The sequence below is a fragment of the Neorhizobium galegae genome, assembly GCF_021391675.1.
GTDB lineage: Bacteria > Pseudomonadota > Alphaproteobacteria > Rhizobiales > Rhizobiaceae > Neorhizobium > Neorhizobium galegae_B.
Genome location: NZ_CP090095.1, coordinates 667,761 through 690,534 on the forward strand (window position 1 = coordinate 667,761; position 22,774 = coordinate 690,534).

14 protein-coding genes and 1 pseudogene are annotated in these 22,774 nt (G+C 61.7%); 6 read left to right on the plus strand and 9 right to left on the minus strand.

Features of this window, described 5'->3' with window-relative positions; genetic code table 11:
- Positions 1–262: 262 nt before the first annotated feature.
- Complete coding sequence (locus LZK81_RS03295) at positions 263–2,386, plus strand: EAL domain-containing protein (protein ID WP_233955195.1); 2,124 nt, start codon at positions 263–265, stop codon at positions 2,384–2,386.
- A gap of 25 nt (positions 2,387–2,411) precedes the next feature.
- Here the strand turns inward: LZK81_RS03295 and LZK81_RS03300 are convergent, their stop codons facing one another.
- The 6 genes and pseudogenes from LZK81_RS03300 to LZK81_RS03325 all read right to left on the minus strand — a co-directional run bounded on the left by LZK81_RS03300 (position 2,412) and on the right by LZK81_RS03325 (position 10,925).
- Positions 2,412–4,034 carry a sensor histidine kinase gene (locus LZK81_RS03300; RefSeq protein ID WP_233955196.1) on the minus strand — a complete coding sequence of 541 codons (1,623 nt, stop codon included), beginning with the start codon at positions 4,032–4,034 and terminating at the stop codon, positions 2,412–2,414.
- A 227-nt stretch (positions 4,035–4,261) separates the two neighbouring features.
- A complete protein-coding gene (locus LZK81_RS03305; protein ID WP_233955197.1) occupies positions 4,262–4,951 on the minus strand; it encodes a hypothetical protein in 690 nt (229 codons plus the stop codon).
- Between the two features lie 359 nt (positions 4,952–5,310).
- On the minus strand, positions 5,311–5,748 hold the full coding sequence (locus LZK81_RS03310; RefSeq protein ID WP_046610954.1) for a hypothetical protein: 438 nt from the start codon (positions 5,746–5,748) through the stop codon (positions 5,311–5,313).
- 205 nt (positions 5,749–5,953) lie between these two features.
- Positions 5,954–7,522 carry a SpoVR family protein gene (locus tag LZK81_RS03315; RefSeq protein WP_233955198.1) on the minus strand — a complete coding sequence of 523 codons (1,569 nt, stop codon included), beginning with the start codon at positions 7,520–7,522 and terminating at the stop codon, positions 5,954–5,956.
- Positions 7,519–8,795, minus strand: a pseudogene (locus LZK81_RS03320) (YeaH/YhbH family protein). The gene LZK81_RS03315 and the pseudogene LZK81_RS03320 overlap by 4 nt, the downstream one beginning before the upstream one ends.
- 186 nt (positions 8,796–8,981) lie before the next feature.
- Entirely contained in the window at positions 8,982–10,925 is a 1,944-nt protein-coding gene (locus LZK81_RS03325) for a PrkA family serine protein kinase (RefSeq protein WP_046603214.1), read from the minus strand.
- Positions 10,926–11,232: 307 nt separating this feature from the next.
- On the opposite strand from LZK81_RS03325, the gene LZK81_RS03330 reads away from it, so the two are divergent.
- Positions 11,233–11,799, plus strand: a complete 567-nt coding sequence (locus LZK81_RS03330; RefSeq protein ID WP_233955199.1) for a DNA-3-methyladenine glycosylase — start codon at positions 11,233–11,235, stop codon at positions 11,797–11,799.
- Between the two features lie 8 nt (positions 11,800–11,807).
- On the opposite strand, the gene LZK81_RS03335 is transcribed toward LZK81_RS03330, so the two are convergent.
- From LZK81_RS03335 to bcsN, 3 genes are read right to left on the minus strand one after another with little or no spacing between them, the layout of a single operon-like run.
- Positions 11,808–14,285, minus strand: a complete 2,478-nt coding sequence (locus LZK81_RS03335) for a cellulose biosynthesis cyclic di-GMP-binding regulatory protein BcsB (protein ID WP_233955200.1) — start codon at positions 14,283–14,285, stop codon at positions 11,808–11,810.
- A gap of 9 nt (positions 14,286–14,294) precedes the next feature.
- Positions 14,295–16,469 carry a UDP-forming cellulose synthase catalytic subunit gene (gene bcsA / locus LZK81_RS03340; RefSeq protein ID WP_233955201.1) on the minus strand — a complete coding sequence of 725 codons (2,175 nt, stop codon included), beginning with the start codon at positions 16,467–16,469 and terminating at the stop codon, positions 14,295–14,297.
- Positions 16,470–16,527: 58 nt separating this feature from the next.
- Positions 16,528–17,622 carry a cellulose biosynthesis protein BcsN gene (gene bcsN / locus LZK81_RS03345; RefSeq protein ID WP_233955203.1) on the minus strand — a complete coding sequence of 365 codons (1,095 nt, stop codon included), beginning with the start codon at positions 17,620–17,622 and terminating at the stop codon, positions 16,528–16,530.
- A gap of 203 nt (positions 17,623–17,825) precedes the next feature.
- Between bcsN and LZK81_RS03350 the strand changes: the two genes are divergently transcribed.
- From LZK81_RS03350 to cheY1, 4 genes are all read left to right on the plus strand, one after another.
- Positions 17,826–20,114 (plus strand): cellulose synthase, encoded by a 2,289-nt coding sequence (locus LZK81_RS03350; RefSeq protein WP_233956441.1) that lies wholly within the window; start codon positions 17,826–17,828, stop codon positions 20,112–20,114.
- A gap of 385 nt (positions 20,115–20,499) precedes the next feature.
- Complete coding sequence (locus LZK81_RS03355; protein WP_233955204.1) at positions 20,500–22,107, plus strand: globin-coupled sensor protein; 1,608 nt, start codon at positions 20,500–20,502, stop codon at positions 22,105–22,107.
- Positions 22,107–22,400 carry an STAS domain-containing protein gene (locus LZK81_RS03360; RefSeq protein WP_046603219.1) on the plus strand — a complete coding sequence of 98 codons (294 nt, stop codon included), beginning with the start codon at positions 22,107–22,109 and terminating at the stop codon, positions 22,398–22,400. Before LZK81_RS03355 ends, LZK81_RS03360 begins: the two co-directional genes overlap by 1 nt.
- 2 nt (positions 22,401–22,402) lie before the next feature.
- The gene (gene cheY1, locus LZK81_RS03365; RefSeq protein ID WP_037087114.1) at positions 22,403–22,768 is read left to right on the plus strand and encodes a chemotaxis response regulator CheY1; all 366 of its coding nucleotides are present in this window, start codon (positions 22,403–22,405) and stop codon (positions 22,766–22,768) included.
- Positions 22,769–22,774 lie beyond the last annotated feature (6 nt).

Genomic DNA, 22,774 nt, shown 5'->3' on the forward strand with positions numbered 1-22,774 from the left:
GCCCGCCCGCTCGGCGGATCCATCGGCCCGCCCGATTTCCGGGTTAAAAGCCCGGTTTGACGTTGCGAAATAACGCACTCCGCACGCCCCTGCTCCATTTTGCTGCTCCGGGTTTCGAGGTCCCCGTCGACATATTAACGAGTCGTTGACTACGTGTTTTAGCGATTTTTAATATTCGCACATGCTAGTGGATGCGAGCAGCGCAATGCGGACATGACGTCTTCTGCAGCCTTGGGGCAAAACAATAACGCTGGGATCTGTCATGCTCGCACGCCGACCAAAGGAAAGCCGTGAAGGCTACTCCGTTTTCATCGCCACCTCGCTGCTCCTTCTTGTTGCCATGATCCTGGGTGGGATAGGTGCTCATGTGGTCGGCCGCATGCGCAGTTCCGCGAATGCGCTCGACGACAACAGAGCCACTCTGGCGGCAGAGGCGGCCGTCTCCTCGTTCAAGGAGAAACTTGCAGCGACCGTGCGCGACAATGCCGTCTGGGATGAGGCCCACGCGGCGATTACGCAAGGGGATCGCGAGGGTTGGGTCTATGAGAATTGGGGCAAGACCAGCGAGGACTACGCGCTCTATGACGGGATCGTGCTGACCGCCCCGGAAGGCGGCAAGAGCATCGCCTATCTCAAATCCGATATGATAGACCCGGTCGAATATCTCGGTGAGAAATTTCCCGTACAAACGGAAGCCGCCGCTCGGCCTGGCATCGACCCCATCGTCAATTTTTTCAAAAACGGCGATGACATCATTGCGGTGGCGTCGGAAGCGGTCCAGCCGTTTGGGTCACAGGTGCCGGATCCGACCTACTATGTCCTCAGCTTCTTCAAGACCCTGACGTCTGAGGTCGTGGCCCAGATGGCCAAGGAACATCAACTCCCGGAACTCCACATAACCGACCGACCGGCGGGCGATCTTCTGAATTCGCCGCTCATGGATGTGTATGGACTTGAAGTCGCGCGTTTGGCTTGGCCGAGTGCCGCTCCGGGAAACACGATTTTTGACGAGGCGCGTCCATTTATCGCCGCGGCGATCGCAATCCTCGGCGTTTATCTGGTTGGTGTGCTGTTTGCAGGCTGGTCAGAAACGCGGCGCTTGAAGAGCCTGGCGGATCGCGCCCAACACGAAGCCACGCATGACAGCCTCAGCGGTCTCTTGAACAGGCTCGGCCTGATCGAAGGACTGGACCGGTTGATGCAGGCCGACAAGAGCCAGGTGCTGGTTTTGCACCTTATCGATCTCGACGGGTTCAAGGCAGTCAACGATGCCTGGGGGCATGCGATTGGGGATCATCTGATCAGGCTGGTGGCGGAAGCCCTGCGCGAGATCGATGGAGAGGTATTCGGTGTCGCCCGGTTGGGCGGTGATGAATTCGCTCTGGTTCAGCGCGGCTCCGCGGACCTCGCCGAATTTGACAATCAGGTTCTCGAACGTCTCAAAAGGCCGTTTCTCATCGAAGGCCGCACGATCGAAATTGGCGCAAGCATCGGCGTTGCCTGCCGTGACGACGCAGGGAATGCGCACGAGCTTCTCCGTCGGGCGGATATGGCCCTTTATGAAGCGAAGGAAATGGGCCGGGGATGCGCCGTCACCTATCATCCGGATCTTGACCGCCGGCGCGAGAAGATTGCGGCCTTGGAAAGCGACCTTCGGCGCGCCCTCCAGAATGACGAGATCCAGCCGGTCTTCCAGCCTCTGGCTTCGGCGGTCTCGGGCGACATCATGGGCGTGGAGGCACTGGCAAGGTGGAGACGCGCCGAAGAAGCAATCGGCCCGGACGCCTTCATACCTCTGGCCGAGAAATGTGGATTGATCGATATCCTGGGCCTTCAGATGCTTCGGAAGTCCATCGTGGCGTCCCGGGCATGGTCTCCGCTCTCTTTGTCGGTCAATGTTTCTCCGATCCAGCTATGCAACCCCAATTTCGCCGGGGATGTGCTCGCTGTCCTGAAAGAGGACGGTTTTGATCCTTCGCGGCTGACACTGGAGATCACCGAAGCGGCGCTGATGTCGAACCCTGAACAGGCGAGGCGCTCCATCACCGCCCTGAAATTGGCAGGCATCCGTTTTGCTCTTGATGATTTTGGCGCCGGTTATGCCAGTATCGGCACGCTTCGTGAGTTCGGCTTCGACCGGATGAAGATCGATCGCTCCCTGGTTCAAGCCATAAATGACGGCAGCACCGGCCGGAACGTCCTGACGGCCACGATCTCCTTGGCTCAAGCCCTCGGGATCCCAGTCACGGCCGAAGGCATTGAATCCGCCGATCAAGCGGACGTCCTCCGAATTGCCGGTTGCGATCAGCTGCAAGGCTTTCTGGTGGGCAGACCCATGGGGCGGGATGAGCTTGCGTCCTGGCTGGCTTCATCGATCGCAGCGTGAGGGTTCTTCTTGTGACAGCGTCGGGCTAAGCCGAATGCTGTTGTCTGACCTCGTCGAACGGCAGCTCCACCGTGAAGGTCGTGCCCTGGCCCAGGAGGCTCTGGACCGAGATCGAGCCGCCATGCAACTCCACAATTTCCTTGACGATATTGAGACCGATCCCCGTTCCCGCGATGCCGGTGGCGCTGCGGGCGCGAAAGTAGGGCTCGAACAGCTTCGGCAGGTCGTCTGCATCCATGCCGATGCCGGAATCGCTGACGCTGACCAGAACCCGTCGACCGTCCTTCCATCCGTTGACACGGATCTTGGAACCGGCGGGCGAATATTTCACTGCGTTTGACAACAGATTGGAAAAGACCCGCTCTATTGCGGCCCCATCGATCATCTGCAGGGCTGGAAGCGCTTCCAGATCATGGCTGATCGTGTGGCTCTTGCTGATCTCCGCCCGGCTTGCGATGCAATGGCGGAGAATCGAGCTGAGCGAACCGGCTTCCTTGTTGATTGCAATGGTCCCTGTCTCCAGCCGCCCGGCGGCAAGGATGCTTTCCATCAACTCGACCATGCGGGCGACTGCGCCCTTGATCTGCAGAGCCTTGCCCTCCAGGAACTGGGGGGTCGCAGCCGTCTTCGTGCGCGTGAGCCGCTGAGCCGCTCCGTCGATCACGGCCAGAGGTGTCCTGAACTCGTGCGAGATCATCCCGACAAAGCGGCGCTGCAGCGCATTGATACCCCGTTCATGCTGGAGAAGGCGATCCAGCTCGACGTTCTTCTCCTGCACTTCCGCCGTCCTCTCCAGAACGATCTTTTCGAGCTCGTCCCGATGCTCGCGCAATCTTCGCTCGCTGGACTGCAGGGCTTTGAGGGCAAGCTGGCGGTCGTGCACGTCCTCGAGGAGGCCATACCAGCGGACGACCCTGCCGTTGCCGTCGAGCCGGGGTGCAGCACGGTTCCTATACCACCGATACCGCCCTTTCGTTGTCCCGATCCTGTAGATCATGTCGAACGGCACGCCGGTGTGGACCGCGGTTTCCCATTTGGCAATCACTTCAGGCAGGTCCGCCGGGTGCAGGGTCTTCTCCCACCCGCGTCCCAGCGCTTCGCCGACCTCCCGTCCGGAAGCATTCTGCCACCCCGGGCCGACTTCGATGACGTTCCCTTCTGCGTCGGCCAACCACGGTGTTTGGGGATGCAGTTCGACAAGGGAGCGATAGCGTTCCTCGCTGGCCCGCAGGACCTGCTCAGCGTGACGGAGTTTGGTGATGTCGGAAATGACGACAACGACGACCGGTTTCTTTCCGCCGGGCACTGGTACGAAAGACCGCCGTTTGTGCGTGAAAAGCGTCCGGGTCGAACCATCCGGCCCGGTGACCTCCTCCTCGCACCGCCGTTCCTCGCCGGTGGCCAACACTCCCGCATCCACCTTCTGGATTCGATCGGCTTCGTCCGCAGGCAAGAAGTCGTGGTCTGTGCGGCCAAGCACGTCATCGAGGTTCACGCCGAACATCTCGCATGCTTTGCTGTTGAGGAACAGGAAACGCGACTCTCCGTCCTTGATGATCGTAGGTCCTGGAGCGTCCTCGAACAGGTCTTCCAGAAGTTCGCGGTGAGGTGTTTGCAGATCAGGTCCGATGGCGGAGCAGTGGTTCATTGGCAGGCGTCCAGTGTGCTCGCGCAAATTGATCGATGCCTAATATACATTCAGAGCGTTACCGAATGCTGAAACCGGACGGCGCTGCCTTACGCGGCAAGGCGCTTTTATCAGCAGGCCAGCGAGGGCCATTTCTCCAGCGCGCCTGACGGAAATTTCGAGGCCGCATCACGGTATGCACTGCTATTCAACGCATGCCCGGTGACCGCTGTGGACACGCCGGGCGGCTATTCCTCGACCCAATAGGAGGTCGTATTCTCGATCACCTTTTTGATTTTGCGATTGTCTCTCCACTCTCGTCCGGTGTCACGGATGACCGGTTTCTGTTGGGGAGAGAAAATGTAGTTCCTGTGAGGCGCCGCCAACTGTTCAAGCTCTGCGTTGACGCCCGAATAGAATTGTTTTTCCGGATCTCGAGAAGGGTCCATCAGGCTTGAAGCCTGTCGGGCGAACGAGCCCCGAAGAATGGAGGGGGAGGTGGTGAATTTCGGAAAAGTCTTGAACAGCGGGATTTTTATGCCGAGGAACCGCGCATATTCGTTCCTCTCGTGAAGATGGCCGTCCTTTGCGATATTCCAGTTCTGATCGGCCGTGTGAAAGGATACCTGCATCACGCCCGGATCTGAAAACGGGCCGAGAATCTCTTCGCCGAGGTCGGTGAGCGCGATCCAGTCATCCTCGAGGTGGAACACATAGTCGGAACGCGTATTGGCCCAGAGACGCTTGACCGCAGCGCCAAAACCCGGCTCGCTCGGTCTGAAGAAGGAGGCTGACGGCAGATAGTTGCCGACCACGCGCAGGCACTCGGCTTCATCCTCTTCCGTGCCGAAGATCGGATCTATGTTGACGAGAACGTTCGAGAAGGAAAAATGAGCAAAGCAGCGCTTTGAGAAACTTTCCAATGTCTGCTCAAGCAAGCCCGGCCTTCTGCCGGCAACTATACACAGATCCATACTAAAATTCGCCACGCGGCATATCTCCGGAAAACCCGGAACTCCGTATAGAGATCCTTTCGTCCAGATACCATAGTGCCCACAAGGTCACCACCGGCGTTGAGACATGCTGTCCCGTGACCGTGCATAAAGACCCTTGGATCGGAGCCATCCGAAATCGACGGCATGCGCACTCCGCCGAAGGAGGGGCCTGGCCCCGCCTCGACCTTCAGAACGCGGCTCAGTTCACGACCGCCTCCCGCAATGGCAAGCGGCAACGCCGAGACATCGGGCAACTGCTCCGGCAGGGGACACGCTGATTGCGTTCCACCAACCGATACGGGCTACCTTCTGAGGAAGGAAGCCAGGTATGCAAGGGTGCCACTGGATCTGCGGGTGGCTATCGAACGCACCTGATGGGCGACTGTACCTGCGCTCACATGGGCTCCGAAGTGGCAGAAGCAGACCAGTTTGTGGAGCTGTCGGTTGGACAATTCAAAAAACCGTCTGGCTTCCCCATAGGTGTCGTCCCGCATCCCCGCTGCGCGCAGGACCGGATCACCGAAGGCGACGGCAATCGCCGTCCCGTCGCCGCGCATGGCGGCCCTTATTTCATCCGGCTGGTATTCGGTTTCCCGAAATGTCGAAAGGGATCGGTCGGGGTTGAGCTCAAGAATCTCGGCCCACCGTTCGAGCCGTTCGCTGCTGGACATCTGGAAGTCGGGATAGCTGCGGTTTATCCTGGCGATAGTCCTCAGCTGATCGACTGCACGTTGCTCCATTACGGCCTCCTATTTGAACAAAATAGATGCCCGTCGCCCAATCTGCAATTTGATCCAGACCGCTTTTGATGTCCAATCACGATTGGCCCCGGCAGGAGCTCCAGCCTTTCCTTCAATCAAAATTGATAAGCGGGTAGGGCGACGCCGATAGCGTGTTGCCGGGCCAGGGCCGCGGGATCGACAGAGACTTGCTTATGCACCGTCGTCAGGAGAAGAGGTCACCCTTTTGCAGGATCTCGCGGGGATGCGCGGCATGTTCCTTCACCACCTTCTCGGCGCTGTCTATTTCCTGCAGCATGACATCGTATCCCCATAGATCCGCCAGATGTTGCAGAACCTGCCGGGTCTCGCTGTCCTCGAGAACCCAGTCGTTCGGCGCCCGATGCTGCAGAAGAAGGCGGCGGTCGCCGGCGAGGTCGACATCGATGATGTCGATCCTCGGATCGGTCCAGCCGATATCGTATTCGCGCGCCAGCTGGCGGCGGACCCGCTTGTAGCCCCGCTCGTCGTGGATCGCCGAGACCAGAATCCCTTCGCTCATCTGCGGATCGTCGTAGAGTTGGAAAAGGCGCCATTTGCGGATCAGGTGCGGGCTCAGGAACTGGCTGATGAAGCTCTCGTCGCGGTAGTCGGCCCAGATGCCGCGCAGAACCTGCATCGGGTCTCCGCGGCCGGCAATATCCGGGAACCACTCGCGATCCTCGTCGGTTGGCTCGGTGACGATCCGCTCGATATCCTGCATCATCGCAAAGCCGAGCGCATAGGGGTTGAAGCCGGAGAAGCGCCGGTCGTCGAAGGTTGGCTGGAACACGACATTGGTATGGGATTTCAGGAATTCGAAATAGTTTCCGTCGCTGATCTGCCCACGGTCGTGGAGCCTTTCCATGATCTGGTAATGGACATAGGTCGCGGTCCCCTCGTTCATCACCTTGGTCTGGCGCTGCGGGTGGAAGTATTGCGCCACGTGGCGGACGATGCGCAGGATTTCCCGTTGCCACGGTTGCAGCCGGGGTGAGGACTTTTCGAGGAAATAGAGCAGATTGTCCTGCGGCAGGCCGAGGGCGGCGCGCCGCCTTTCGAGATCGACGTCGGCCGCGTCGCGCTTGCGGCCCGCCGGCACCGTGCGCCAGAGATCGTTAAACATCTGCTCTTCGTGGGCGCGCCGTTCCTGCAGGCGTTTTTCTTCCTGGCGCAGGTCGAGTCTCGTCTTGCCGGCATAACGGTGCACGCCATGCGACATCAGCGCATGGGCGGCGTCGAGGGTCCGCTCGACGGCTGTTTCGCCGTAACGCTCCTCGCAGCGGGCAATATAACCCTTGGCGAAATCGAGATAGTCGAGAATACCCTCGGCATCGGTCCACAGCTTGAACAGATAGTTGTTCTTGAAGAAATGGTTATGGCCGAAGGCCGCATGGGCGATGACCAGGGTCTGCATCGTCGCCGTGTTCTCCTCCATCAGGTAGGAGATGCAGGGCGAACTGTTGATGACGATCTCGTAGGCGAGATCCCGCATGCCACGGCGATAGAAGGCTTCGTGATGGGCGAAATGTTTGCCGAACGACCAGTGGCGATAGAACAGCGGCATGCCCGTCGATGAATAGGCATCCAGCATCTGTTCGGCGGTGATCACCTCGATCTGGTTCGGGTAGACGTCGAGCCCCAGTTCGCCGATCGCGATCTCCTCGCACGCGTCGTGGATGCGCTGAAGGGTCGAAAAATCCCAGTCGGCGCCCTCGAAGAGCAATCGATCCTTCTGCATAGCCGCTTGGGTCATGGCACCGCCTTCGTCTGTGTCGAACGCTTCTGGAAGAGATCGTGGAAGACCGGGAAAATCTCGTTCTTGCGGCAGACCTTGCGCATCGCAAGGGTGGCCGAGCCGGACCGGATGCCTTCATAGAGGCGCCAGAGAGGCGAGTTGGAGATCGAGGAATCGCCGCCTTCCTCATCGACTTCGATATAGGCGAAATACTGGCAGAGCGGCAGGATATCGTGTTTCAACAGATGGCCGGCCGGACCCTCGTCCCGGTAGGAATTGTCGCCGTCCGAGGCCTGCGCCGCATAGATGTTCCATTCCGTCGGGTCGAAGCGTGCGGCGATGATGGCGCGCATGGCCGCAAGTGCGCTCGATACCAGCGTACCGCCGGTCGCCTGGCCGTAGAAGAAGGTCTCCTCGTCGACCTCCTCGGCCTTCTCGGTGTGGCGGATGAAGACGATTTCCACCTTCTCGTAACGCTGCGAAAGAAACAGATAGAGCAGCAGATAGAAGCGCTTGGCCAGATCCTTCATATGCTCCGACATCGATCCGGACACGTCCATCAGGCAGAACATCACGGCCTTCGCCACCGGTTTTGGTTCGTTGTCGAAGCGGCGGTAGCGCACGTCGAGCGGATCGATATAGGGGACGCGCCGGATCCGGTGGGTCAGCGACTTGAGTTCCGCCTCCAGCAACAGGCGGGCCTCTTCGTTCTCGCATTCGTCGATCTGGCGTTGCAGCGCCTCGATCTCGGCGGGCTTGGGGCGCTTGAGGGCGATGCGCCGCATCATGGCGAGCCGCGTCGTCCGGTCGATGGAGAGATTGGAAGGAGAGCCGGAAATGGAGTAGCCGGCGCGAACCGGGCTCATCTCCTCGGTCTCGCTGAGCCGCCGCTTGGCGAGTTCCGGCAGTTCGAGGTCATCCAGAAACACCGAGAGGAATTCCTCGCGGGTCAGCACGAAGCGGAAGCCGTCTTCACCATCGCCCTGTCCGGCCTCCTTGGGCCTGCCGGCACCCTGGCCGGGGGGCGGGGAATGATGTCGCCTTCGACGAAGGCCCGGTTGCCGGGCAGGACATGATCCGTAATCCCGCCTTCGGCCCGGCGAAAGCTCGGCTCGCCCATGCCGCCGATCGGGAGGCTGACTTCGCCGCCATCCAGTACATCACGGATACTGCGGCTTTGCAGGGATCGCCTGACTGCTTGCTGCACGGCGTCCTTTGCGCGCCGCAGAAACCGCTGCCGATTTTCCAAACTTTTACCGCGCGGGTTCAGCCGCCGGTCGATGATGTGCATGTTGGCTCCTGCATGAGCATTAGGGTCTGTACTCAACTAGGTTTCGGACGCCGCACAACCCAGTATGCCACAATTCTACGTCCTGTCGTCACACACAATGATGGAGATCAAATCCACCTTTGTGTGTTTAAGGAACTGAACGGTTTTCTTGCATGCTGCGTTCCAAATCCTAATTGAGTACAGACACTAACCTGCCTGTTTGACCCGCATGTACCACTCCACCAGACGGCGAACCTGTCTTTCGGTGTAGCCGCGCGCCGTCATGCGCGACACGAACTCGCTGTGTTTCTTCTCTGTTTCGCCGTCCTTCTTCGATCCGAAGGAAATCACCGGCAGAAGATCCTCCACCTGCGAGAACATCCGTTTCTCGATCACTTCCCTGATCTTCTCGTAGCTCCCCCATGACGGGTTCTTGCCGCCATTGTTGGCGCGAGAGCGCAGGCAGAATTTGACGATCTCGTTGCGGAAATCCTTGGGATTGGCGATCCCCGCCGGTTTTTCGATCTTGGTCAGTTCCTGGTTCAGGAGTTCGCGATCGAGAAGCTGCCCGGTGTCCGGATCCTTGAAATCGACGTCCTCGATCCAGGCGTCGGCATAATCGACGTAACGATCGAAGAGGTTCTGTCCGTAATCCGAATAGGATTCCAGATAGGCCTTCTGGATCTCGTTGCCGATGAACTCCGCATAACGCGGGGCAAGGTCTGCCTTGATGAACTCGATATACCGCTTTTCGGTTTCCTCCTGAAACTGCTCGCGGCGGATGGCCTGCTCCAGCACGTACATCAGATGGACCGGATCGGCACCGATATCCGTCGTGTCGTGGTTGAAGGTCGAGGCGAGCACCTTGAAGGCAAAACGTGTCGATATTCCGTCCATGCCTTCATCGACGCCGGCCGCATCCCGGTATTCCAGAACGCTTCGGGCGCGAGGATCGGTTTCCTTGAGGCTTTCGCCGTTATAGGCGCGCATCTTGGAGAAAAACGTCGAGTTCTCGTGCTTGCGCAGCCGCGAGAGCACCGAAAACCGGGCCAGCATTTCAAGCGTCGCCGGCGCGCAGGAGGCGTCCGCCAGCTCCGAACCCTCGATCAGCTTCTCATAGATCTTCTGCTCTTCGTCCACCCGCAGGCAATAAGGAACTTTGATGACGCAGATGCGGTCGATGAAGGCCTCGTTGTTCTTGTTCGCCTTGAAGCTCTGCCATTCCGCCTCGTTCGAATGGGCGAGGATGACGCCGGAGAAGGGGATGGCGCCGATATTCTCGGTGCCCATGTAATTGCCTTCCTGCGTCGCCGTGAGCAGCGGATGCAGCATCTTGATCGGCGCCTTGAACATCTCGACGAATTCGAGCACGCCCTGGTTGGCCCGGTTGAGCCCGCCGGAATAGCTGTAGGCATCCGAGTCGTTCTGGGAATAGTTTTCGAGCTTGCGGATATCGACCTTGCCGACCAGCGAGGAGACGTCCTGATTGTTCTCGTCGCCCGGCTCGGTCTTGGCGACTGCGATCTGGCGAAGGCGCGAGGGCTGCAGCCTCACCACCCGAAAGCGGGATATGTCGCCTCCGAATTCATCGAGCCGCTTCAGGCACCACGGGCTCATCAACCCGCTGAGCCGTCGTGTCGGGACGCCGTACTGTTGCAGCAGCATGGCCCCCATGGTGACCGGGTCGAAGAGATTGAGCGGACTTTCGAAGACGGGGCTCACCTCGTCGCCGGCCTTCAGCACATAGACCGGATTGGCCTCCATCAACAGTTTGAGCCGCTCGGCAAGCGAAGACTTGCCGCCCCCGACCGGGCCGAGCAGATAAAGAATCTGCTTGCGCTCCTCGAGGCCCTGGGCGGCATGCCGGAAGAAGGAGACGATTCGCTCGATCGTCTCTTCCATGCCGTAGAAACCGGCAAAGGCCGGATAGGCCCGGATGGTGCGGTTCATGAAGATCCGGCCGAGCCGGGCATCCCGCGATGTATCGACCATCTGCGGTTCGCCGATCGCCGCCAGCAGCCGCTCGGCGGCGTTGGCATAGGCCATCGGATCTTTTTTACAAAGCGCCAGATAGTCGGCGATCGACATGTCTGTCTCGCGCCGCGCTTCGTAGTTCCTGGTGAAGGCATCGAACAAGGATTCACTCGGCATAGGCTACTCCAGTCAGGGTTGCGCTACTGCTCGACTGCCGCAAAGATTGAAAACCCTGCGGCAATCTATTGAGAATCAAGATGTTTCTAAACCTAATACGACACCCGGAGCGTTTTCATGGCAATGCACAAAAATGTGCGTCCACAAATCCGTGCTGACTTGGCAAACAGCAAGTGAGGGCCTGTTGCATCCCCGCCACAACGTCAGCGTAGCGCTTCGGGCCATCCAGGATGTCGCGTCGTCGGCGGGGAAGACAAGCCGTGCTTCGCCGTCTATGGATGCAACCGGCAGCGAGACGGCGTTTCTTATGGACCAGCAGTTTTTCGATAGAGGCTCCGTGGAGGTGGCGCGTGATCTGATCGGCGTCGAGCTCGATGTCTCCGGCGCGGGCGGCGTGATCGTCGAGACGGAAGCCTATGAGCCGGACGAGCCGGCATCCCACAGTTTTCGCGGGCCCACGCAGAGGAACGCGGTGATGTTCGGCCCACCCGGGCATGCCTATGTCTATCGTTCCTACGGCATTCACTGGTGCCTGAATTTCGTCTGCCGGCCCGGCAGCGCCGTGCTGATCAGGGCGCTGCAGCCGGTCAGAGGCCTTGAGGAGATGGAGAAGAGGCGCCGCCTTGCCGATCCGCTGCTCCTGTGTTCCGGTCCGGGCCGCCTCTGCCAGGCGCTCGGCATCACCATTGAGCACAACGGCCTGCCGCTGTTCGCGCCTCCGTTCGAGCTCACTTTGCCGCAAACACCGCCATTGATCGTCGCCGGTCGGCGGATCGGCATCTCCCAGGCTGTCGATCTGCCCTGGCGTTTCGGTCTTTCCGGCTCGCTGCATATCAGCAGGAAATTCACCGGCAAGGGCGGTCTTGCGCCCTGAGCGAAGGATTATCTGTTGCGGCCGAGCAGCGACAGCAGTCCGCCGGTCGCGAGCCCGAGCAGCACGCCGCCCGCGGCCAGCAGCAGGGCATAGGACATGATATTGTCCGACAGCCAGTTTGCCGCGATCAGCCGCGCGTTTCCGGGCGAGAAGGGCTGCGTCGGCATGAACCGGAACCAGCTCACCGGCACGTCGTGCGGTTCCTTGTCACCGCTTTCATAAACGATGATGCGGCCCTTCAGCCGGTCCCATTCCTCCCGCGCTGAAAAAGCCTGCATGCCTTCTGCAAGCGACGCGGAATCGGGGGAGATGATCGCGGTCCAGGTGCCGAGCTCGGTCGGGTCACTTTCCTGGGCGATGATCAGCTTCGCCGTTTGCGGCGGCTTGTAGAGTTCGTCGGTGGCCGGGGCAAAACGCAGCATCGCCATGCTGAGGTCGAAATTCTCCTTCGCCCAGTCGCCGAGCGCCCTGAACTGCTGCGAAAAGAAGTTGTTGCCGGCGCGCTGCTGCCAGTCCTGCAGGGTCAGCGAGCTTCTGGCCGACGTGTTCGATGACACGCCCGCCGGGTTCCAGCTGTTGCGGCTCTCATGGTCGATCTTCAGCTGCGTGAGGATATTAGCCGGGAATTCCGAGATGGAGCCGATGAAGAGCGCGTTCGCTCCGGCGACCCGCGCCGCCGATATGGTGACATCGACCGGTATCACGTGGTGCGAGGCGATCGACATCTTTCCGAGAAAAGTCGCCGCCGCTGACAGGGTTTGTTCGTCGATCCGGCCGAGGAACAGTGAAACGGGCTCGGTGCCTATCCGGTATGGAAAACCGGTTCCCGCCGTGGCGGCGAGATTGGGCACCTGGGCGATGCGGGCGAAATCGGGCATCTGGAACTGGGAGCTGCCGAAGAGCGCGAACCTTGCCTTGCTGTCGGCGGTGCTGCCCGGAGCGCAGGCGATATCCTGGCGCGTCAGGAGCGCTGCTTCCACGGTGATCGTGTTCACGCCCGGCTTGAAATGCTGCAGCGTGAGCTTGATCGGCAGATGGCGCAGGATCGCGCCGCCTGAGGAGGTGATCGGCACGGTCGAGGCTATATCGCCGTTGACGAAGATGTCGATGTGGCTGCCGGGTTGAACGTCTGCCGTATAGGCGGCATCGAGCAGGATGCGCGCTTCCCCGTAGGCGTTGGCATAAAAGTCGGCCGGTACGCCGATCGTGAAGCGGGTGCGGAACAGCCGGCCGGCAAATTCCTGGCTTTCGATCCCGAGCTGCGCGAAATCGATCGCCGCATTCGAAAACAGGAACGGCGTATCGAGGCCGTGCCAGGCTTGAGTAGACAACGTCTCACGCCGTTGCGTGGCCGAACCGTCGGTGGCAGCGACGAAACTTTCGATCAGTCCTTCCAATGCCGGCCAGCTTGGACCGGATAGGACGAGGGCCGAGGCGCCGTGGGCGCCGGGATAGTCGAGAAAACTCGCTACGGCGGCGTTGGCGGCGGCGGGCGGCAGAGCCGGCAGCAGTGGCCGCAGTTCGTCGCGGGTACCGACGAAGATCGCGAGCTCGCCGGATTTCGGCAATGCGCTCGGGGTTTTCTCGAACGCAAAGGACTGGTTGGGCATGCCGCCCATAAGCGCCAACCCTTGGGTCAGCCGCATCAGCATGTCGGTTGCGCCGAGCTGGTCGAGAGCCGGCACGATCAGCCGGAAGCGGGTGCCCCCCTTGTCATTGACGCCGACGGCGCGGATGTCGTCGAGCCGCGAAAGCCGGTTCGTTCCGCTGGCGCCGAACGTCAGGAACGTCCGCTGCGGGTCGATATCCGTCCACAGTTCGAAGGTCGATTCGATCGTGCAGTCGGTGCGGTGCCGCTGGTCGGCGCGAAAGCGGATGAGATTGATGCCGGCTTTCAGAACGCCCGCCGGAATGTCGAGGATGCGGTCGCTGATCTGATCGGGCGAGGCGATCGGATTGGCATAGACCGGCACGTCGTTGATGGTGACCGCCAGTTCGGAGGCCTCCGGCGCGACAACGATGGAATTCTGGTAGCCGAGATTGAGCTTTGCCGGAGCTGCCGCCTGTTCGGGTGTCAGGTAAATCGACCATGAACGCTGATCGGCCTCACCGTTCAGCCGCAGGCTCTTCTCGGGCACCAGATAATGCCGCCCGGCAAGCTCCGCGGGAAGGGCTGCGGGCTGCCGCGCCGGCGTTGCTGGCTGTGCGGCTGGCGCGGGCGTCGCCGGAGAGGGTGCCGTTGCCCTTGGCGGAGCAGGGGTCGGCGCGGTCTGGCCGGAAGCGCGAGGCGGCGGCAGCGGGATCTGCGTCTGCACCGGGCCGGGAGCGGGCGGTGCCGGCCGGGATACGGGCGCCTGCTGGCCCGGAGGAGCCGTGGGCGGCATGGCCTGGGGCCGCTCCGGGCCCATGTTGAACGGCGCGGGCGTCTGGGCCGGCGCGATGCCTGCGGAGAAAAGAAGAACTGCGATTGCGAGAGCCTTTTTCATCATGCCCTCCTATTTCTGTCCGCCGGCAGTGTTATCACGTCCGGTGTTGCGGACGAGATAGGAAAGCCCGCGGGCCGTCTGGTAGATCGCGAGGCCGAGAAACCACAATGTACCGGCAACCAGGCCGGGATTGTGCCGGCGCGAGACCTGGAACTGGCTCCATTGAGCGGAATTGGCAAAGATCAGGTCGGCGATCAGCCGGTGGTCGGTCGCCCGTTCCGGCAGGTAGCGGCAGCCGATCGTGGAGACGTCACCGATCGTCTCCACGTTGCGCACCTCGATCGGCAGGTCGCTGATGGGCAGGTCGCTATAGGGCTGGAATCGGAGAATGCATCTCTTTCCGACCGCGATATCCTTGAACCCTTCCGTATAGACCTGCACGCCGGCGCCATGCACGGAGACGTCCTCGATCGTGGCGGTGAACCAGCGGTCGCCGACGCCGAACTCGCAGCGGCGGCTGACCTTGACGCGCCGCGAAGCCTGCCGTTCGCCCCGTTCAGACACGACCCCAAGCGCGCAACCGGCGAGGATGATGTTGAGCAGGTTCCAGCCGCCGACCACCAGGGTCACGTCGGCCTTGTAGGGCTCGGCGTAGACCCGGTAGACGCTGATCGCAAATGCGACGAGCAGCACGAAGAAGATCACGAAGAATGGCCGGCTGATTTCCGAAAGTCGGCTGACGGAGACGGATTCGTCCTTGGCGGTCACCTTGAAGGTCGGCTTGCGCGGGTTGAGCATTACCGAGACGACGGCAGGCAGGAGGTGAACCGTCTGCACATATTCGTAGAGTTCGGAAATCCAGGGCCAACGGAACGCCCCGTAGAGATAGTTCTGCATCATCAGGTTCACGACCATATAGGTCAACGAATAGACCATGAACTCGCCGCCGGACGAGGTGAAAATCTCCAGATCGAAAAACAGGTAGAAGAGCGGCGCGAAGAGAAAGATCGTGCGCGGGAAGGGAAACAGCCAGAACAGCGTCGACGACATGTAGCAGAACCGCTGCGGCAGGGAGAGGCCTCGCTTGAGCGGCGGAAAGCGGAAGCGCAGAATCTGCATCATGCCCTGGGCCCAGCGGCTGCGTTGGCCGATGAAGCTTGCGAAGGTGGCAGGCTGCAGACCGGCGATCAGCGGCCGGTCGAGATAGAGGCTGTGCCAGCCGCGGCTGTGCAGGTCGAGCGCGGTCTCGCAGTCCTCGGTGATGCTGACGCCCGAGAAGCCGTTCGACACTTCGAGCGCCTTGCGGTTCAGAACAGCCGCCGATCCGCAGAAGAAGGCGGCGTCCCACTTGTCGAGGCCGCGCTGGATGATGCCGTAGAACATCTCGTTCTCGCTCGGCATCTTTTCGAAGGTGCGCAGGTTACGCTCGACCGGGTCCGGGTTCAGGAAGAAATGCGGCGTCTGGACGAGAAAGAGTTTCGGGTCCTCGTCGAAATAACCGACGGTCTCCAGCAGGAAATCCCGGGCCGGCGCATGGTCCGCGTCGAAGACCGCGATCAGCGATCCGGTCGAATGCTTGAGCCCGTTGTTGAGGTTGCCGGCCTTGGCATGCTCGTTGCGCTCGCGAGTGAGGTAACGCACGCCAAGATCGTCGCAAAGTTGCTGCAGCAATTTGTGCCGGCTTTCTGCAGCGCGGGCGTCGGCGACGTTGGCGGATTTGCGCTTCTGAAGCGTGCTGCCGTCGTCGAGCAGCCAGACGGTCAGCTTTTCCGGCGGGTAATCCATGTTGCGGGCGGCGGCGAGCGTATTGGCAAGCAGTACCTCGTCCTCGTTGTAGCTCGGCACGAAGACGTCGACGGTCGGCAGCTCCCGATCGCGTCGTCCATAGGGAGCGCGCGACGGCAGGGGCATGGAAACCACGAACAGGCTGAGCGCCAACATCAGCACGCTGTACATTTCCGCGAGATAGACCAGCAGCCCCGGAATGAAGTTCTCGAGCTGGTTGACTGGCGGCAGCGTGCTTGTCGTGCGCCAGTAGACGTAGCGCATCACCATGGCGGTGCCGAAGGCGAGCGCCACGAGACGCCATTTTCCTCCTGCCTTGAGCAGCCGGATGACGCCCATCACGCTGACGACGAGAATGCTGGCGATGAGCTGGGTGCGGGTGTTGATCGGCAGCGTCACGAGCGCGACGATCAACGCGCTCGCGAGTGCCCAGATGACCGCAGCAAGGAATGTCCGCATCCTGGGCTATCTCCAGCAGCCGGAAGATCCGGGCATCGATCGATCGGAATTGTTCGGCTTATCGGCACGCATTGGCGGCCCCGCTGGTCACATCCGTGCAGGAAGGCGAGGGAACACTCATGCGCCGGGTTTGTTGCGCAAGGCCCGACGGCGAGGGAACGAGCGGCGCGCGCGAGACGGACGGTTCTGCCGTGACCGGTGACGTGCCCGTTGCGCTCTGCGTCATGACCGGCCTCGGCACCGAAACCACGGGCACCGCCGCCGAGGACACGCTTGCTGCCGTAGCAGCGGCAGCCGGCGGCGTCGACTGGACGACAGGGGCCGGCGCGGAACGCGTATAAACCGCACTGGCTCGTTGCGGCAATACCGGGACGATCGGCTCGGCTGAAGTCGGTCGCGGATAGATCGGTGCACCGACGCCGCCGAGGCTCGGGGAGACCGGCTGTGGTTCCCCATAGGGGTTCCAGCTGCCGTTATCCACCGCACCGGTGATCGTGTAATTGTACATGAAAGCCAGCAGCTTCTGTTCCGTGGCGTTCGCCTCGCAGATTCTTGCGCGGATCTGGATCGAGCCGTGGTTCGCGAGCGGCGAGATCGTCCCGGACGGGCTACGGACCTGCTGCCAGCCATACATGCAAAGGTCGTTGCCGGCGCCGCGCCCGAAGGCGTAGCCGAACGGACCGTAATTGTTCTGGACGAAGAAGGACGAACGCACCATCCGGACGCCCGGCAGCGCCCGCCGCATCTCGGAGGCGATCCCGGCTTCCGTGACCGGTGTCGAGGTAAGCTTGTTGTCGCTGAGCTTGAAAGGGCTGACGGTGCCGAAGAACTGGGCTTTCAGCAGGTTCTGCCCTGGGGTCAGGGCTGAGGTATAGAGAAAGATGTCCTGATCGACGGCGTTGTCGTAGCGCCGTTCAATGACGCTGACGATCCCGGGGCCGGCCGGCGGCGGCAGGACCATGGCCTGTTCGGCGGGTACGTTCTTGGCAAAGGTACCCATCTGCACGGGCTGACCGGCACAGCCGGCAGCCAGAAGAGGCAGCCCGCAAAACAGAACCGCTGCACCCAGAAGGCCGAGGCCGCTCATTTCCTGTTTACGAACCAGATGCTTTTCCGCCATGCCGAGCAATACCGATAGGTCGCGGACATTCATGTCCGTCGGAGGTCCCTGGCGACCGTTCGTTGCAGAGCGAGCTGCAGCAGAACCGATTGCCTGGACCGACTCGGCCATTTGATGAGGTAAGTCTAAATTGTTCGTTAACCATATCAGTTCATTCTTTAGAAATAGAAAGCTTAAAGAGCAGAAGCCCGCAGCATGAGGCGTAGACGGGGAGTAAGGACGATAGCGGAGTGAGTATGCGGTTCTCGCTGATCTCATTGACGGTTCTGGGCATTGGCGCCGTGGGGTTGTATGGTTTGAGCCGTCAGCCGACGGTGGATCTTGGCCTGCTGACGAGCTCCGTCAATTCGCTTCCTTCTCCGCCCAAGGGACCGCGTCCGCCGGCACCGCCCGCCGAAAAGACCGAACGCGTCGTCGCTCAACTCCTCTATCCGAACCAGAATACCGCGACGCCTGCCAGACCCGGCTCTTCGTCGCTGGTGATCGCTCAGGCGCCGGCAGTAGCCCAGCCCGTCCCACCGGTCCCGCCTGCCAACCCGCAGCAGGTCATTTCAGCCGCCGCCGTGCCGCCGGGCCAGCAGCCGCCGGTCGACGAAAGCGCGTTGCGCTATTTCGCGGCGAGGGGCGATACCGCCCGCCTGCAGGCGGAGATTTCCCGTCTCAGGGCGCTCTATCCGAACTGGACCCCGCCGGCCGATCCTTTGGCGGTCCAGATCAATACCGACCGCCAGCTCGAAAACATGTGGGCCCTCTATGCCCAATCCCGTTATGCGGATGTCCGCAAGGCGGTCGCCGACCGCCAGGCGACGGAACCCGGCTGGCAGCCGCCGGCGGATCTTCTCGACCGTCTGAAGCTTGCCGAAGCGCGCGCGGGTCTGGTCACGGCTTCCGACGCTGAAAATCATGACGCCGTGATCCGTATGGCGGCCGACAATCCCAGCCTGCTCACCTGCAGCGAAGTCGATATCCTGTGGCGGGTGGCGGAAGCCTTCGCCCTGACCGACAGACAGGGCCGCGCCCGCGACGCCTACACCTATATCCTCGACAACTGCGACGATTCCTCGGAGCGTTTCGCTACCGCACAGAAGGCGAGCGGGCTGTTGCCGCCCGATATGCTGGAGGACCTGCTTGCCAAGGAGCGGACGCCGGCGGGCAGCCAACCGGAATTCGAGCCACTGCGCGACGACATCGCGCGACGGCTGGTAGCAGCTGGCAATATCGATGCGAAGCTCGTGGTGCCTGAAAAATACCTGACCCGGTTGGAGCGGCTCGCCGAGGCGGACGGGAAAGCTTCCGATGCACTGATGCTCGGCTGGTATTTTTATCGCCGCGACAATCTCGGTGGGGCCGAGCGCTGGTTCCGCCGCGCCTTCAACAAGGAGGAGACCGCTTCGGCCGCCGAAGGGCTGGCACTGACGCTGGTCGCGCAGAAATCGCCGGTGGAAGCGGAAACCGTGCTCTATCGTTGGCGCGAAACCTCCGACAGTGCCAAGGAAGCCTATCTGGCCGCCGTCGCCAATCTGCTGGCGCTCGATCCCCCGCCGGTGCTGCAGGACGATGTCCTGCGCCGCATGGCACCGATGGTGATAACCGCCCGCAACGCGGATGCGGCCCAGCAATTCGGCTGGTACGCCCGCGCCATGCAGCAGCCGCAAACGGCGGCCGAATGGTTTCAGGCGGCGCTCGCCTGGAAGCCGGACGACGAACCGTCCGCCTATGGCCTCGCCTTGACGCGCAACGACCTCGGCGACAAGGCGGGCGTCGCCCAGATCCAGAGAGCCTGGAATGACCGGTCCGAACGCATCACACGGCTGGGTGAACCGGTGATCGAGCGGGAGGTGCCGCGCCGGCAGCCCGCGGTCGCTTCCAGACCGAACGCCGATGGCTCGAGAGCGAATGCGCCGGCTGCCGGGCCGCCTGCGGAAGAGGCCAGGCCGGTCGCCCGGACCGACGTGACGCGGGCTGCGCCCCAGCCGATCCACAGGACCGTGAGGATACCCGGCCAAGCTGCTGTCCGACGCGGGCAATGCTCGACTACGCTCGATCCTCGCCGGATTCCGCCGGAAGCGGCGCTGGCCAGGGGCTGGTGCCTGATGGATCTCAACCGCCCCTTGGAGGCAGCACAATCATTCGACGCCGCCTATGCGAGCAGCTCGGTCGCTGCTCGCTCCGATGCAGCTTACGGCAAGAGCCTCGCCTATCTGCGCGCCGGTTTGACCGACAAGGCCTCTGTCGCTGCGGCCGACTCGGCGCAGACCAACCAGCGTGCGGTCGAGCTGCAGACCGCCATCCTCTCCGACCGCGCGGTCAATGCCTTCAAGGCCGGACGCTATCGCGAGACGTTGCTGGCGCTCGACCAGCGGGCGCAGATCGCGCCCGAACAGTCCGATCTCATGTCGTTGCGCGGTTATGCCCATCTCAACCTCGGCCGGCTTGCCGATGCCACCCGCATCTTCCAGGCACTCGCCGATATGGGCGACAAGGCGGGCTTGCGCGGGCTCGCCGACGTTCAGGCGATGAACTGAGAAAACCGCAGCTCCGCGTAGTGCCGAAACAAATGCGCCCATAGCGGGTAATATGCGCCCGATTGAAGCAAAACAGGCATCCTTGCACCTTCCATTAACCTTCGGGCAAGGAATTAACCATACATATTAGAGACCACGGCGAAATGGGATGACTGCGGTCTCCCACCAGGCATGAAGCCGCAAAGCCGTACCGGTCCAATCCGGTATCCGCTCATGAAAATCCAGGAAAGCCCGTGGTGACCGCGTTGCCCATGCCTGACGGATATTGATCCGGTCTGGCGAGCATCCCCCGTTCATCCAGGCGCTGGCTGACAGCAGCTTGCATGCCGCTGATCCTCTCCGGGGATTGGCTTAATTAATTTTGGGGACGGTTTTGGTGCAGGAAATGCCATCGGATCAGGCGCGACGTGGCCAGGCAGGCAGCCTAGGCGAGAGACTGGCATTTGCCGGCCTCGACGGCGAACTGCGTGATCTGCTGCGCCGCTGCCGCCCACAGCTCGACCGGCATCTGAAGACCGGCCTGCGCGACCTCTTCCACCGCTTTCAATCCTTTCCGGAAGCCGCCCGCAATTTCGAAAGCGAGCAGCAGATCGAACGGCTGCACGACCTGCAGGCCTCCCATTGGGGCGTGTTGACCGATGCCCGCTTCGATGCGCTCTACGCCGAGCGGGTGAAGGTTCTCTCCGACGCCGAGAGCCGCATGGGCCTCGATCCGCGCTGGCACGTCGCCGGTCACGCCGTGATGCTCGAACATCTGATCGCCGGTGCAATCGTCGATCTCGCTCCGAAATCGCTGCTGCCGGGCGGCCGCAAGCGTGAGCAGGAACTGCTCGACCTCGTCGGCGCGATTACCCGTCTGGTGATGGTCGATGTCGAGATTGCCGTCTCGCTCCGCTTCAACGAACAGCGCCAGAAGCACCAGCGTGCGCTCGCCGAACAGCGCGAAGCCGATCACGCCCAGGCGATCGAAACCTTTACCGACGTCATCGCAGCGCTTGCCGACCGCGACCTGACGGCCTCTCTGCCCGCCGATGTGCCGGATGTCTATCGCGAGCTCGCCGATCTTCTCAACCAGGCGGTCGCCGGCATGCGCTCCTCGGTCGAGACAGCCGATGGACACGGCCGGAAGGCTGGCGCGCTCACTCAATCGCTTGCCGAAGGTGCCCGCTCGTTCGCCTCCGCTTCCGAAGAACAGTCGGCCCGCCTCAGGGAGGCGGCACGCGTGCTGCTCGACGTCACCGCCAGGGTCAAGGGAAGTGCCGCCGAGACTGCCGCTGCCGAAAAAGCCGCCGCCGAGACCCGCCGTTCGGTCGAGGCAAGCGGCGAGGTCGTCGGCCGGGCGATCAACGCCATGGCGGATATCGAATCTTCGGCCGAAAAGATCGGCGAGATCATCGGCGTTATCGACGATATCGCGTTTCAGACGAATCTGCTGGCGCTGAACGCCGGCATCGAGGCGGCTCGCGCCGGCGAGACGGGCCGCGGGTTTGCGGTCGTCGCCCAGGAAGTGCGCGCGCTTGCCCAGCGCTCCGCCGATGCGGCCCGCGAGATCAAGACGCTCGTCAACGGCACCAAGTCCCAGGTGGATGCGGGTGTCGAGATGGTTCACCGCACCCAGGAGGCGATCGGCGGCATCGTCCGCCAGGTTTCCGATATCAATGACGCGATCGCCGGCATCGCCCGCGACACCGGCGAGCAGGCCGTGGGTCTCGACCGGTTGACCGTCGAGATCGGTTCGGTCAGCGAACACGTCGCCTCGAATGCAGGCCTTGCGTCCCGCGCGGGCGAAGGCGCCGACGAACTCCATACCGTCATCCTGGAACTCGGACGGACGGTCCGCGAGTTCCGGATCGAACGACAGAACCGTTATGCGGATGCGCGCCGTCCGGCTGCGCCAAGACCCCAGCCGACTCTCGTCCCGATCGCGCCGATGGCTTCCGAGCGTGCGGATGACGGCGAATACATCTTTCAGAAACGACAAGGAATAAGCTGATGGCAGCAAAGAAGGCCGGACCTGCAAGTTTGAAGCTGCCCGCGGTGCTGGACCTCAACGAGGCCTCGAACCTGCATGGCAAGCTGGTCTCCATGCGCGGCAGCGATCTCAGGATCGATGCGTCGGGCGTCGAGCGCGTTGGTGTCCAGTGCGCCCAGGTTCTGCTCGCCGGCGTCAAGGCTTGGGAAGAAGACAAGAAGTCCCTCCTCGTGGAGAAGGCTTCGGATGCATTTCAGAAGACGATGCAACTCATCGGCATCAATAACCAGAATTTGGTTGCTAAGGAGATCTAGCAATGAAGAAAAAAGTACTGACCGTGGATGACTCACGGACGATCCGGAACATGCTTCTGGTGACCCTGAATAACGCAGGTTTTGAAACAATTCAGGCGGAAGACGGCGTTGAAGGCCTCGAAGTCCTCGAGGGCTGCAATCCGGACGTCATCGTCACGGATATCAACATGCCGCGCCTCGACGGCTTCGGTTTCATCGAAGGCGTTCGCCGCAACGAAAAATTTCGCGCCGTCCCGATCCTCGTCCTGACGACGGAAAGCGATGCCGAGAAGAAGAACCGGGCCCGGCAGGCCGGCGCGACGGGCTGGATCGTCAAGCCTTTCGATCCTGCCAAACTGATTGATGCGATCGAGCGTGTAACCGCCTGAGCCAGG